Origin of the sequence: Streptomyces tubbatahanensis (genome assembly GCF_022699385.1) — a bacterium.
Lineage (GTDB): Bacteria > Actinomycetota > Actinomycetes > Streptomycetales > Streptomycetaceae > Streptomyces > Streptomyces diacarni.
In genome coordinates this window covers 6,506,394-6,518,986 of record NZ_CP093846.1, presented here as the reverse complement: position 1 = coordinate 6,518,986, position 12,593 = coordinate 6,506,394, and the positions used below count along the sequence as shown (strand labels likewise).

Annotated in this window: 12 protein-coding genes; 8 read left to right on the top strand and 4 right to left on the bottom strand. The window is 71.1% G+C overall.

All coding sequences use genetic code 11. The features are described 5' to 3' along the window. Positions 1 to 187: 187 nt before the first annotated feature. Positions 188 to 829 (bottom strand): TetR/AcrR family transcriptional regulator, encoded by a 642-nt coding sequence (locus tag MMF93_RS27925; RefSeq protein ID WP_242755787.1) that lies wholly within the window; start codon positions 827 to 829, stop codon positions 188 to 190. A 119-nt stretch (positions 830 to 948) separates the two neighbouring features. On the opposite strand from MMF93_RS27925, the gene MMF93_RS27920 reads away from it, so the two are divergent. Next, complete coding sequence (locus MMF93_RS27920; RefSeq protein ID WP_242755786.1) at positions 949 to 1,950, top strand: substrate-binding domain-containing protein; 1,002 nt, start codon at positions 949 to 951, stop codon at positions 1,948 to 1,950. 265 nt (positions 1,951 to 2,215) lie between these two features. Here the strand turns inward: MMF93_RS27920 and MMF93_RS27915 are convergent, their stop codons facing one another. Continuing rightward, the gene (locus tag MMF93_RS27915; protein WP_242755784.1) at positions 2,216 to 2,974 is read right to left on the bottom strand and encodes a hypothetical protein; all 759 of its coding nucleotides are present in this window, start codon (positions 2,972 to 2,974) and stop codon (positions 2,216 to 2,218) included. 447 nt (positions 2,975 to 3,421) lie between these two features. Here MMF93_RS27915 and MMF93_RS27910 point away from each other — a divergent pair, with 447 nt between their 5' ends. The 4 genes from MMF93_RS27910 (at position 3,422) to MMF93_RS27895 (ending at position 8,415) form a co-directional block, all read left to right on the top strand. Then, positions 3,422 to 4,090: an MBL fold metallo-hydrolase gene (locus tag MMF93_RS27910; RefSeq protein WP_242755782.1), complete on the top strand. Its 669-nt coding sequence runs from the start codon at positions 3,422 to 3,424 to the stop codon at positions 4,088 to 4,090. Between the two features lie 159 nt (positions 4,091 to 4,249). Continuing rightward, positions 4,250 to 5,314, top strand: a complete 1,065-nt coding sequence (gene tsaD / locus MMF93_RS27905; protein WP_242755780.1) for a tRNA (adenosine(37)-N6)-threonylcarbamoyltransferase complex transferase subunit TsaD — start codon at positions 4,250 to 4,252, stop codon at positions 5,312 to 5,314. Between the two features lie 74 nt (positions 5,315 to 5,388). Further along, entirely contained in the window at positions 5,389 to 8,049 is a 2,661-nt protein-coding gene (gene alaS / locus MMF93_RS27900; protein WP_242755778.1) for an alanine--tRNA ligase, read from the top strand. Between the two features lie 195 nt (positions 8,050 to 8,244). Next, complete coding sequence (locus MMF93_RS27895; protein WP_242755776.1) at positions 8,245 to 8,415, top strand: hypothetical protein; 171 nt, start codon at positions 8,245 to 8,247, stop codon at positions 8,413 to 8,415. Between the two features lie 123 nt (positions 8,416 to 8,538). On the opposite strand, the gene MMF93_RS27890 is transcribed toward MMF93_RS27895, so the two are convergent. Further along, on the bottom strand, positions 8,539 to 9,450 hold the full coding sequence (locus MMF93_RS27890) for a coiled-coil domain-containing protein (protein WP_242755774.1): 912 nt from the start codon (positions 9,448 to 9,450) through the stop codon (positions 8,539 to 8,541). A 352-nt stretch (positions 9,451 to 9,802) separates the two neighbouring features. Between MMF93_RS27890 and MMF93_RS27885 the strand changes: the two genes are divergently transcribed. From MMF93_RS27885 to MMF93_RS27875, 3 genes are all read left to right on the top strand, one after another. Beyond that, positions 9,803 to 10,009 (top strand): hypothetical protein, encoded by a 207-nt coding sequence (locus MMF93_RS27885; RefSeq protein WP_242755772.1) that lies wholly within the window; start codon positions 9,803 to 9,805, stop codon positions 10,007 to 10,009. Between the two features lie 61 nt (positions 10,010 to 10,070). Next, entirely contained in the window at positions 10,071 to 11,330 is a 1,260-nt protein-coding gene (locus MMF93_RS27880) for a nucleotide sugar dehydrogenase (RefSeq protein WP_242755770.1), read from the top strand. Positions 11,331 to 11,482: 152 nt separating this feature from the next. Further along, positions 11,483 to 12,016: an EF-hand domain-containing protein gene (locus MMF93_RS27875; protein WP_114022979.1), complete on the top strand. Its 534-nt coding sequence runs from the start codon at positions 11,483 to 11,485 to the stop codon at positions 12,014 to 12,016. 106 nt (positions 12,017 to 12,122) lie between these two features. Here MMF93_RS27875 and MMF93_RS27870 read toward each other — a convergent pair whose 3' ends face one another. Beyond that, entirely contained in the window at positions 12,123 to 12,560 is a 438-nt protein-coding gene (locus tag MMF93_RS27870) for a DUF6917 domain-containing protein (RefSeq protein ID WP_423835638.1), read from the bottom strand. Positions 12,561 to 12,593: the final 33 nt, after the last annotated feature.

Sequence of the window (12,593 nt, the reverse complement as noted above, 5' to 3'; positions counted from 1 at the left end):
GTCGGCACGGCTTCCATGTCGGATCAGCGCGCAGCGCGGCGCTGATCTCACTCGCCGAACAGATGCCCACCCCCGCCGCCCGCACCGATAGCTCGCCGCGGCAACTCGTCGCACCAAACGGCCAGCTCACGCCCAAGGCGCAAGAGAATGCGATGCGGCGTTTCCCTGCCGCCCGAAGAGCGCGTGTTCAGGGACGACCGTGGAGCGGTCCGGTACCGCTGAGTGCGACGCGGACGTCGTGCTTGAAGCCGGCGGTGTCGTCGAGTCCGAACGCCGTGTATTGCAGCACGAATCCGTGTAGCAATGCCATCACGATTCGTGCTCCACGATCCGGGTCGAGTTCGGGCCGCACTGTGCCCGCCCGCCGGCCGTTGCGGAGCGCGTCCGCGATGCGTTGGCGTACGCCCTCGAAGCCCGCCATGGCCTGCTGTCGCAGCCCATCGTGTCGGAGTAGCTCGCCCCACGCCTGGACGGCACAGCGCAGCAGCTCATCAACAGGGGTGGCCTGGCCCGCCCCGTCGGCGGCGACCTCACCGCTCACCGGGTCGATCGCCGCCGCGACCAAGTCGGCAACCGTCACGTCGTCGGCCGCGTCGACGAACTTCTCGAGAGGATCGAACATCAGCCGGAAGGCATCGCCTGCGATCTCGACGATGATCTCTTCCTTGCTCGCGAAGTAACGGTAGGGGGCGCCGACCGACACACCCGCTTCGGCTGCGATGTCGGGCATCGAGGTCTGGTGGAAGCCGGCGCGCGAGAAGCAACGACGGGCCGCCGCCACGATCTGCGACCGGTTCGCCGCCCGACGTTCGGCGGTGATGCGTGGCACGGGCCACCCCTCTTCTATAAATGAACGAGTATTCACCTTGACGGTAGCAGGGAGCCGGGCCCACCATAAAAGTGAAAGGTTGTTCACGGAAGCGGTCCGCGAGGCGAAGGAGACCTGTCATGGCCGATCTGAAGCTCAAGATGGGCGTCTACCGGTACGAGCACACCGAGCCGCTGTTCGACGGGCGAGTCGCGATCGACGGCGTCAACGCCACCCTGGACACCTCGCCGCTGATCTCCGACGTGTTCCACCGCATGACCAAGGGCGAACTGGACATCGCCGAGTACGGGCTGACCTACTTCCTGCGCAGCTTCGACCTGGACGATTCGCCCTTTTTGGCTCTGCCGATCTTCCCGAACCGCAACTTTCGTCACTCCGCGCTGTTCGTGAACGTCGACAGCGGGATCGAGCGGCCGGAGGACCTCGCAGGCAAGACGGTCGGTGAGTTCGCACTGTACGGCAGCGACCCGGGTGTCTGGATGAAAGGCGTCTTGGCTGACGAATTCGGTGTGACGCCTGATCAGGTGGGCTGGGTGATCGGCGGCACCGACCACCCCATTCCCTCATTCGACTGGATCCCTCAGCCCGTTCCGGACGGCGTGCGCGTCCGCCACACAGACGGGGATCAGACCTTGGCCGGCCTGCTCGAAGCGGGAGAGATCGATGCCCTGCTGTCGGTCGACGTGCCGCAGAGCCTGCTCAACGGCTCAACGAAGAAGATCCGGCGGCTGTTCGTCGACTACGAGACGGTCGAGCGGGCCTACTACCGCCGCACCGGCATCTTTCCGATGATGCACGTCGTCGCGATCCGCCGGGAGCTGGCCGAGGCGCCCGGCCTAGCGGAGTCGGTCTACCGGGCGTTTTGCCAGGCCAAGGACATCGTGCAGGAGCACTACCGGGCCAATGCGGCCAAGCAGCACATGGCTGTGATCACCCCCTGGTTCAGTGAGCTGTTTGCGGAAAACCGCGCACTGCTCGGCGAGGACTGGTGGCCCTACGGAGTCGACGCCAACCACAAGGCCGTCGACACCTTCTTGCGCTACCACCACGAGCAGGGACTGTCCAAGCGGCTGCTCACCTCCGAGGACATCTTCGTGCCCGCCTTCCTCGGCACCCGCTGAACCCTGCCGTACCTCTCCCCCTATGCCGCACTACAGCCGCACTACAACAGTGCCGGCGAATGAGCGCACCGGCATTGCGCGTGGGCACCAGCCCTACGACACCACACAGGCACTTCTCGCCCTCGCCATCTGCAAAGGGTCCACACCTGGGCCCAGGCCGCTCTCGTCCTCTGACGGGCGCCGGGCGGATGTTCCCGGGTCTCTGTACGAAACACTCGGCCCCGGCCGCAGCGGGGGCGGGGGTGTCCGGAGGGTGGGCCTCCGGCTACCGGCCGGTGGCCTTCGGTTTCGGAGCGTCGTGGCACTTTCCCAGATCGAGCCATCCGAGCTTCAGCCGGCGCCATTCCCCCGTCGTGTAGCCACCGCTCTCCTGGTCGAAAACCGCTGCCGATATGCCGTCCCCGTCCTGACGACCGACGTAGTGGCGCTCTGTACCGTCTCCGGACGACTGGAAGATCTGGAGTTCCGCGCGGCCGTCGTGATTCAGGTCCGTGGCCCGCACCCCTGACACGAACGACCCGTACGGCATGCGGATGGTGCCGGTCCTGGCACTGCTCAAGTCGGTCGCGAGCGGTCCGTAGTGCACCTCGTGTGTGATCATGTTGTCCTCCGGTGAGTCTCCCGTGTCGTGCTGGCTGTAGAACAGGGCCAGATCGATGTACCCGTCACCGTCGAAGTCCCCGAAGGTCCCGCGCGTCTCCATGTCGTCGGACCACACGCCTCGGAACTTCTGCCAGCGCCCGCGCGCCTTTTCGACCCGGACGGTGTCGCCGCCCGCGAAGGTCACCAAGGGGTCGCCCTCACGGGTCTTGTCGTAGATCTCGTCCTGATGCCCGTCGGCGTCCACGTCGGCGCGCAGGGTGGTGTTGTTCAGCGCGCATATCTCCATCGGCGCGTGACTGCCGGGCTCGGGCCCCATGACCGACAGCTGCCAACCGACCACGCCGATCAGGGCGAGGGCAGCACTCGCGATCGCGGTATACCGCCGTCGCCGTTCGCGCCGCCGCGACAGCGAGGAGGACACGTTCCGGGACCCGGACGGAGACCCGGACCCGGACCCGGACCCGGACCCGGAAGAAATGTTGTTCCCGGACTCGGACGGCTGTGGAGTCGCGTCGGCGGAGGGAGTCATGACGGCACACTAGGTCGGCGCGCGGCGGTACAGACCGCACCCGGGGGCCCGTAACGGAGTTGAGGCGGAAGGGCGATCCCCCCGAGGCCTCAGAAGCTGACGCTGTCGGGGACCTGGGTGGTCTGGTCGGCCTCTGGCGGACCGCCAAGACCTCGGCCGGGTGATTCCGTGCTGGTCCAGGTAGTTCCGTAGCTCAGGGGTCCTTTCAGCGCCAACACATCGGGTCCGAGCAGAAGCCGGCGGGCACGACCGCATGCCCGCATGACCGCATCCAGCGCACCTGGTGAGCCGTCAGCGAACGCAAACACGCCGCCGGGAGCATCCGTGCAGGCTGAAGACATGGATGTGATCGAGGTACTGCCGAGGCTGCGCATGCTCCGCTTCCCGGTGGGGGTGGCCTGTCTGTGGCGGGACGACGACGAGTTGACCTTGATCGACACCGGGACGGCGGACCGCGCCACGGAGATCGAGAAAGTTCTGGACGGCGAGTTGCGGCGGATCGTGCTGACGCACTGGCATGAGGACCACATGGGCTCGGCCGCCGAACTGGCCGCCCGGCACGGCGCGGAGGTGGTGGCTCACCGGCTGGAGGCACCGGTGATCCGGGGCGAGGCGGCCGGGGCGCCCCCGGTACTCGAGGAATTCGAGATGCCGATCCGGGCGGCCCTTCCGCCGCTGCCTCCGGCTCCGCCGTGCCGGGTGGATCGTGAGGTGGAGGACGGCGATGTGCTGGATTTCGGCGGCGGAGCGGCAGTGGTCGCGGTACCAGGGCACACGGACGGGTCGATCGCGCTCCATCTGCCCAGGGCAAGGACGCTGTTCACCGGGGACGCGGTCGCCAACGTCGGCCGGATCATGCTGGGTGTCTTCAACACTGACCGCGCTCGGGCCATCGAGTCGCTGCACCGGCTTGCCGAGCTGGATGTCGACACGGTGGTCTTCGGGCACGGTGACCCCATCTCGCACGGTGCGACGGCCGCCCTGCAAGCAGCAGCCTCAGCAGTGTGACGGAGGTCAGCTTTTCGGTAGGCCGGGCGGTTTGGTCTCAGAGACCGAACAGGCTCGTCGTCCGAACTGCCGCGGCCGGTGCGCGACCGCGCCCGCAGAGCCGGCGTAAGCTTATTGCATAGAGATTGCATCAGCAGTAGACGCGCAAGAAGGTGTGTGGTGAGCTCTCCGATCGTCCTGGGGATCGAGACGTCCTGCGACGAGACCGGCGCGGGGCTGGTGCGCGACGGCCGGCTGCTGGGCCACGCGGTCGCGTCGAGCATGGCCGAGCACGCCCGCTACGGCGGAGTCGTGCCCGAGATCGCGGCCCGCGCCCACATCCACGCCCTCCAGCCGGTGATCGCGCAAGCCCTGGCGGACGCCGGGCTGCGCCTGTCCGATGTCGGAGCCGTCGCCGTGACGGCGGGGCCAGGCCTCTCCGGCGCGCTCCAGGTCGGGGTGGCCGGCGCCAAGGCCCTCGCCCACGCGCTGGGCGTGCCGCTGCACGGCGTGCACCACCTGGCAGGACATGTCGCCGCCGACACCCTGGAGCACGGGCCGCTGCCCGACCCCTGCATGGTGCTGATCGTCTCGGGCGGACACACCTCGCTGGTGCTGGTCCGGGACCTGGCCACGGAGCCGATCGTCCACCTCGGCGACACCGTTGACGACGCGGCGGGCGAATGCTTCGACAAGGTCGCACGGGTCTTCGGCCTGCCCTACCCGGGCGGTCCCGCCATCGACCGGGCGGCACGCGAGGGCGACCCGCACGCCGTCGCCTTCCCCCGGCCGCTGACCGGGCCGGGGCACGATCCGTACGCCTTCTCCTTCTCCGGCCTGAAGACCGCCGCGGCGCGCTGGGCCGAGCGCCACACCTCCTCAGCGCCGCCGCCGGTGGCCGACGGTGCCGCCGCGCTCCAGGAAGCCGTCGCCGACGTGCTGACCCGCAAAGCCGTGACCGCCTGCGCGGATCACCAGGTGCGCACCCTGGTGGTCGTGGGCGGCGTCGCCGCCAACTCCCGGGTCCGCGCCCTGGCCGAGGAGCGCTGCGCGGCGGCGGGCATCACGCTGCGCGTACCGCCGCTGAGGCTGTGCACCGACAACGGCGCCATGATCGCCGCCGTCGGGGATCTGCTCGTGCGGGCGGGGGCCGAGCCCGCGCCGCCCACGCTGGCCATCGATCCCTCCGCGCCGCTGGAGCGAGCCGCCCTCCAGCCCACCGCCGACGCCACCCTCGTCCCCTGACCGGAGCCCCCGGGCCCCTGACGGCCTTCACCGCCCGCCAACGGGCGGCCCGCGTCACCCCATCGGAGTCCACCTTGCGTACCGCCGAGATCCGCAGCCGCTTCCTCGACTTCTTCGCCGAGCGCGGCCACACCGTCGTCCCCAGCGCCCCGCTGCCGACGCCCGATCCGACCCTGCTGTTCGTCAACGCGGGCATGGTGCCCTTCAAGCCGTACCTGACCGGCGAGAGCGCCCCGCCCTGGCCGCGTGCGACGAGCGTGCAGAAGTGCGTGCGCACCCTGGACATCGAGGAGGTCGGCCGCACCACCCGGCACGGCTCCTTCTTCCAGATGAACGGCAACTTCTCCTTCGGCGACTACTTCAAAAAGGAAGCCGTCGCCCTCGCCTGGGAGCTGTCCACCAGCGCCGTCGCCGGCGGCGGCCTCGGCCTGGACCCCGACCGGATCTGGGTGACGGTGCACCACACGGACGCGGAGACGCGCGAGCTGTGGCGGCGGATCGCGGGGCTGCCCGAGGAGCGGATCGTGGCACGCGGCGACGAGGACAACTTCTGGTCCATGGGCGTGCCGGGACCGTGCGGCCCGTGCTCTGAGCTGTACTACGACCGCGGCCCGCACCTGGGCCGCGCCGGCGGCCCCGCGGTCGACGAGGACCGGTACACGGAGTTCTGGAACCTCGTCTTCATGAGTCACGAACGCGGGGAGGGCGGGGGCAAGTCCGGCTACCCGATCCTGGGTGAGCTGCCACGGCCCAACATCGACACCGGCATGGGCCTGGAGCGCATGGCGACCCTCCTGCAGGGCGTCGACAACCTGTACGAGACCGACGAGCTGCGTCCTGTCCTGGACCGCGCCGCCGCCCTCGCGGGTGTCCGCTACGGCGCCGACCGCGAGGCCGACGTCTCGCTGCGCGTCGTCGCCGACCACGTGCGGACCGCGTTGATGCTGCTGGCGGACGGCACCACCCCGGGCAACGAGGGCCGCGGTTACGTGCTGCGCCGCATCCTGCGGCGCGCCGTCCGCGCGATGCGGCAACTCGGGTACGCAGAACCCGCGCTGCCCGCACTGCTGCCGGTGGCCCGGGAACGCATGGCCGAGGGCTATCCGGAACTCGCACGGGACCTCACCTACGACCGGATCGCCGACCAGGCACACGGCGAGGAGGAAGCCTTCCGCGCCACCCTCAGACAGGGGACGACCGTCCTCGACACCGCCGTCGCCGACCTCAAGGCGCACGGCGGCCGCACCTTGGCGGGCGCCCAGGCGTTCCGGCTGCACGACACCTACGGCTTCCCCATCGATCTGACCCTGGAGATGGCGGCCGAGCAGGGCGTCGAGGTCGACCGCGACGGTTTCGCCGCCCTCATGCGCGACCAGCGCGAACGCGCCCGCGAGGACGCACGCGCCAGGAAAGCCGGCACCGCCCACGGCGGTTCCGCGCTGCGGCCCGTGCTGGAGGCGCACGGCCCGACCACGTGGCTGGCCTGGGAGACCCTGGAGACCACCTCCCGCGTGCTGGCTCTCCTCGGCCCCGGCGGACCTCTCCCGGTGGCGCGCGAGGGCGACCTCGTCACCGTCGTCCTCGACCGCACCCCCTTCTACGCCGAGTCCGGCGGCCAGGAGAGCGACGTCGGACACCTGACGGGTCCTTCCGTGGCGGCCGAGGTCGTCGACGTGCAGCGTCCGCTGCCAGGACTGGTCACGCACCAGGTCCGCGTGACCGCGGGCGAACTCGCCCGCGACAGCGTCGTGAAGGCGGCCGTCGACCCCGAGTGGCGGCTCGGGGCACGGCAGGCACACTCGGGCACCCACGTCCTGCACGCGGCGCTGCGCGAGGTCCTCGGGCCCAGCGCCCTGCAGTCCGGCTCCTACAACCGGCCCGGCTACCTGCGGCTCGACTTCCCCCTGCGCGGCGGCCTCTCGCCCGCGCAGCGCAGCGAGATCGAGGAGGCCGCCAACCGGGCGCTGCGCCGCGACCTGCCGGTGACCGCACGGTGGATGACGCTGCCGGAGGCCGAACAGCTCGGCGCCCTCGCCCTGTTCGACGAGACGTACGGGGAGCGGGTACGGGTCGTCGAGATCGGCGGGGCCTGGTCCCGGGAACTGTGCGGCGGCACCCACGTCGAGCACGCCGCACAGGTCGGCACCCTCGCGCTCACCGCCGAGACATCGGTCGGCGCCGGGCTGCGCCGCCTGGAGGCGGCGGTCGGCATCGAGGGGTTCGGCTACCTCGCCCGCGAGCGCGACCTCGTCTCCCGCCTGGCCGAGCAGCTCCAGGCCCCGCGTGCCGAGATCCCCGACCGTGTCGGTGCCCTGCTCGACCGCCTCAAGACCGCCGAGCGGGAGAACAAGCGGCTGCGGCAGCGGGCCACCGCCGCGCGGGCGGCGGAGGTCGCGGAGGCGGCCGTGGACGCGGGGGGCGTCCTGGTGGCGGTCGCGACCGCCACGGACGAGACCGGTGAAGCCCGCGCGCTCGCCACCGCCGTACGGGACCGGCTCCCGGCGCACCGGCCCGGTGTCGTCGCCGTCGGAAAGGCGAAGGACGGTACCGCGACGCTGGTGACGGCCGTCAACGCCACCGCCGAGGCACAGGGACACAGCGCCTCCCACCTGGTCGGCAGGCTCCTCCAGGGCCGGGGCGGCGGTACCGCACGTCTGGCCCAGGGCGGCGGCGTCCCCGCCACGCGACTGCCGTCGCTGCTGGCATCGGTACCCGGGCTGGTCACCGGAGCGTGAGCGGCCCCGCACACGGTCACCGCACCGGAGCGTGAGCGGCCCCGTGCGCGGGAACGGGGCGGGAGCGGCCCCGCGCGCCACCTGCGGCCCGTGTCCGTGCCGCCGTCGAAGGAAACCTTCGCGCGGAACGGGAGACAGGGCCCGACGCGGGGTACCCGGGGCGAGTGGCAAGGTCGTCTCCGAGGGGAGATCACTATGAGTGACCAGACTCCTTCGCAGGCCGAGGGCGAGCGTGACGACGACGTCCAGGAGGTCCGCTCCGGTGCGCCCGCCGAACGCCGCAAGGCGGCACAGCACCCGGACTGCCCGCGCACCACGCCCTCACAGGCGGAGGGCGAACGCGACGAGGAGTCCGGCAAGCGCTGAGGGGCGCGGACCGGCCGCCCAGGCCAGGGGCGAGAGGCGCCCGACCCGGCTTCGGGCCGCGCTCGGCCCCTCCCCCTCCGCCCGACGCCCCTCGGCACACCGCTTACGCGGCTTCCGTGCCCCTCACGGCCCGTCGGCGAGCTGGTCCGCACGGGCCCTGGCCTCGTCGGCCTTGCGGCGGGCCTTCTCCTCCGAGCGCTCGGCCCGGCGCAGCCGGTCCTGTGCGGTGCGGGCCTCGGAGCGGGCCTGCTGCTGAGTGTCCTCCGCCTCGCGCAGCTGCTCCCGTAGGTCGGTGAGGCGCTGCTCCGCCTGCTCCTGTCGCTCCGCGGCCTGATCAGCCGTTTCGCGCGTGGCGCGGTGCTCGCCCTCGCGCGTCTCCAGCGCGCGCTCGGCCTCGCGGGCACGCTCGCGGGCGCGGGTGAGCTGCTCGCGGTGGCGGGCCGTGTCCCGCCCGGTCTCCCGGCCCCGGCTCCGGTCCCGGCCCCGGCCCCGGCTCCGGTCGCTCTTCGACGAGGCCCGGCCGCTGGGCCTCCCACCGGCGCCGCCCGTCCCGGTTTCACCCGGGGTGAAGCCGACCGGCGCGGCGAGCGGGCGGTCGAGGCGGCCCGCAGCCCAGTCGCGCCCGGCCTGCGGGTCGGCCAGCGCCGCGTGCAGCGTGTCCGTCACCTCGCGCCGGGCGGCCTCGCTGATGCGGTGTCCGTACTGGCCCGCCAGCTCAGCCGCCTCCTTCGCCAGCCGGGCGGTCACCTGGTGCTGGCGGGCCGACAGCTCCCGCAGCTGCGCGCCGTCCAGGTCGCGGTGCGCCTGTCGTAGCGCCTCACCCAGCTGAAGGAGCAGGCGGGCCTGGTCGGGCTGCTCGCGGGCCAGCAGGTTGGCCGACCAGGCCGCCAGGGTGGGGCGCCGCAGACGGTGAATCTCTTCGGCCAGCTCCCGTGCTCCCTCCTGGCGTGCCTGCTGTGCCCGCTGCTCGCGGGTGGCGGTGAAGTCGTCGGGCGACAGCCCGTACAGCTCGTCGGTGACGGCGTCCAGGTCCACCTGTTCTCCCGAGCGGTCCGAGGCGCCGCGGCGGAGGCGCCTCGTCCGCGGCGATGTGCGGGTGTTTCACCAGCGGTACCCCGCACGGTCCCCGGCCCTCGCGGGGTTGGCGGAAAAGCACTCCGCGGCGCCGTGGCACCACCCTGCGGAAGCCCGTCACCCTTTCGGCGGAATGCGGCGGTTGCGTCATTCAAACGGCCCATGGCGGGACATGCTGTGAGTGACCACCTTGTCAGGGAGAAAGGCAGCTCAAATGCGCACGTTCCGTCCCGTTCTCGTCGCCGCGGCAACCGCTCTTACGGCTCTCGCACTGGGCAGTGGAACCGCCAGCGCGGCGACCGGTGACGTAACCGTGTTCTCGACCGAATTCCAGCCGCTCACCCACTACGAGAACCCCGAGGGCTGCCACAAACTGCCGCTCGACGCACATGTGCTCAACAACAACACGGACCAGCCGGTGAAGGTGTACGGCGATCCCTTCTGCGTGACGCCCGGCCTGACGGTGCAGCCCGGCCACGGCTCGCACGTCGCCCCGGGCAGCGGCAGCTTCTCCGCCTGAGACCGCTCCATCTCGCGTACGCATTCCGTAGGAAGAACGGTATACGGGCAGAGAGGTACGCATGGCATGTGACCTGGCCGTCGTCGGCCTGGGGTACATCGGATTACCACTGGCCCAACGGGCCTGTGCGGTGGGGTTGTCGACGGTCGGCTACGACGTCTCCGCGCCGGTGGTCGACGGGCTGGCGACGGGAAGCTCGCACGTCGACGACGTCAGCGACGGGGAGGTGGCCGCCATGGGCGCGGCCGGCTTCCGCGCCACCACCGATCCGTCGGTGCTCGCGGGCGCCGGCACGATCGTCGTCTGCGTGCCCACAGGGCTGAGCGCGGCAGGCGATCCCGACCTGGACTCTCTCAGGGCGGCCATTGCCGACGTGGCCGCGCAGTTGCGCCCCGGCACCCTGGTGGTCGTCGAGTCCACCAGCCATCCGGGCACCACAGAGGAGATCGTGCGGCCTGCGTTGGAGCGGGGCAGCGGCCTGACGGTGGGTGAGGACTTCCACCTGGCCTACTCACCGGAGAGAATCGACCCGGGGAATTCCTCGTTCACGATGAGCAACACCCCCCGCGTGGTGAGCGGCTGCACTCCCTTATGCGCGAAACACGCCGTCGCTTTCTACGGTCGGCTGGTGGACACCGTGGTGGTGGCCAGAGGCACGCGGGAAGCCGAGATGGCGAAGCTGCTGGAGAACACCTACCGGTACGTCAATATCGCGCTGGTCGACGAAGTCGCGCTGTTCTGCGACAAGATGGGCATCGACATCTGGGACGTGCTCCACTGCGCGGCCACGAAACCCTTCGGTTTCACCGCGTTCAGCCCCGGCGCGGGCGTCGGCGGGCACTGTATTCCGGTCGATCCGCGCTATCTGGCGGTGAAGGCGGAGTCCGAGGGTTTCTCCTTCGACATGCTCTCGGCGGCCAGGCAGGTGCTGGGCCGTATGCCCCGGCACGTCGTCCAGCGGGTGGCGGGGCTGCTGGAGGCGCAAGGGAGACCGTTGCGCGGAGCCCGGGTGCTGCTGCTGGGGGTCACCTACAAGCCGGACATCGCCGACACGCGTGAGTCCCCCGCCTTCGCGGTGGCCGCGCTGTTGCGCGCCGGGGGCGCCCACGTCTCCTACCACGACCCGTACGTCCCCTCCTTCGACTGCGAGGGCACGCCGCTGAGTCGGAGAGCCGATCTGGCGGGGGCGCTGGCCGACAGCGACCTCGCGCTCCTGTTGCAGGACCACGCCTGCTACGACCCGACGCTGCTGGCACGGGCGCAGTGCCCCGTGCTGGACACGCGCGGCAGAACCGCGGGGGTACGCGTCACCCGTCTGTGACGTTCCCCGCTCCCCTCCCCCATGGCCGGGGCCCGTTCGGGCCCCGGTCCCCCACAGACTTGCGTGCCCCCAGGGGAGAAGCACGCGAGGGCGGCGCGGGCACGAACGACCCGACGCCGTCTTGCCACCGCACAACCCGAAAGGAAACCGGCATGACCACTGCCATCGCGAACGACCGTCTGCAGAGGCGCTTCGACAAGTGGGACGCTGACGCCAACGGTGTCCTGGAGAGGGAGGACTTCCACGAGGAGGCCGCCAAGATCGCGCACGCTTTCGGCAAGTCCCCGGACTCCCGTGAGGTGCAGGCGCTCAGGGACGCCTTCGACGGGCTCTTCGACTACCTCGCCCGGGAGGCCGGGGTCGGCCCCGTCGGTGCCGTCACCAGGGAGCAGTTCCTCCAGGTGACCGGGGACCTGATCTTCCGGGCCGGCGAGGCCAGCTTCAACCGCGTCCTGGGCCCGGTGGTCAAGGGCATCATCGGCATCTGCGACAAGAACGCCGACGGGCAGATCAACGCCGAGGAGTTCCAGGCCTGGCTGGCGGGCGTCGGGGTCAACCGCGCCGAGGCGAAGGAGGCCTTCCAGCAGGTGGACACCAACGGTGACGGCGAGCTCTCGCTCGAGGAGCTGCTCGCGGCGGTCCGCGAGTACCACTTCGGGCGGCTCGACGTCGAGCTGCTGGGCTGAGACCGGCCGCGGCGCCTCACAAGCCGGTGGCCCCGCTGAGCGGGGCCACCGGCCTTTGCGTTGCCGCACGAGCCGCCGGGGCGGCCGCGGTTCCCATGGGCCGGCCTTACCCGGCCTGGGTGAAGGAGACCGACAGCTCGGGGCCCAGCTTCAGGTCCTCGCCCGTGAGCAGCCGGCCGGCGTCGATGAGGATGTTGTAGTGGTTGGGGAAGTGGCAGGCGTCGAATCCGAGCACCGTTCCCACGTGTACGCCGCCGATCCACACGTCGTCGCCCCGGTCCAGGACGCCCGCGCACGACAGCTCGACGAATCCGAGGAAGCCCACCCGGTCGATACGGGTTCCCGGTGCGGTCTCCCGGTGGTCCGTGGTGACCAGTTCGTGCACCTCCCCGCGGCGCACGCAGCGGCTGGCGTACGGTTCCAGGCTCATGCCGCGTTCGGTCCTGCGGTGCAGCAGCACCTTGACGAGCGCGCCGTGCACGGAGCGCTTGGCCCCGTTCTCCCGCGGGGGCTCCGCTGCCGGTGCCGGTGTCGTCGGTGCTATTGTCCTCGGGGCCGGTGCCGGTGTCGTCGGTGC

What these genes read in the sequence shown, in the direction of transcription:
- MMF93_RS27920 (WP_242755786.1), top strand. Translation starts at nt 949, where the DNA reads ATGGCCGATCTGAAGCTCAAGATGGGCGTCTACCGGTACGAGCACACC.
- MMF93_RS27910 (WP_242755782.1), top strand. Translation starts at nt 3,422, where the DNA reads ATGGATGTGATCGAGGTACTGCCGAGGCTGCGCATGCTCCGCTTCCCG.
- MMF93_RS27895 (WP_242755776.1), top strand. Translation starts at nt 8,245, where the DNA reads ATGAGTGACCAGACTCCTTCGCAGGCCGAGGGCGAGCGTGACGACGAC.
- MMF93_RS27880 (WP_242755770.1), top strand. Translation starts at nt 10,071, where the DNA reads ATGGCATGTGACCTGGCCGTCGTCGGCCTGGGGTACATCGGATTACCA.
- MMF93_RS27875 (WP_114022979.1), top strand. Translation starts at nt 11,483, where the DNA reads ATGACCACTGCCATCGCGAACGACCGTCTGCAGAGGCGCTTCGACAAG.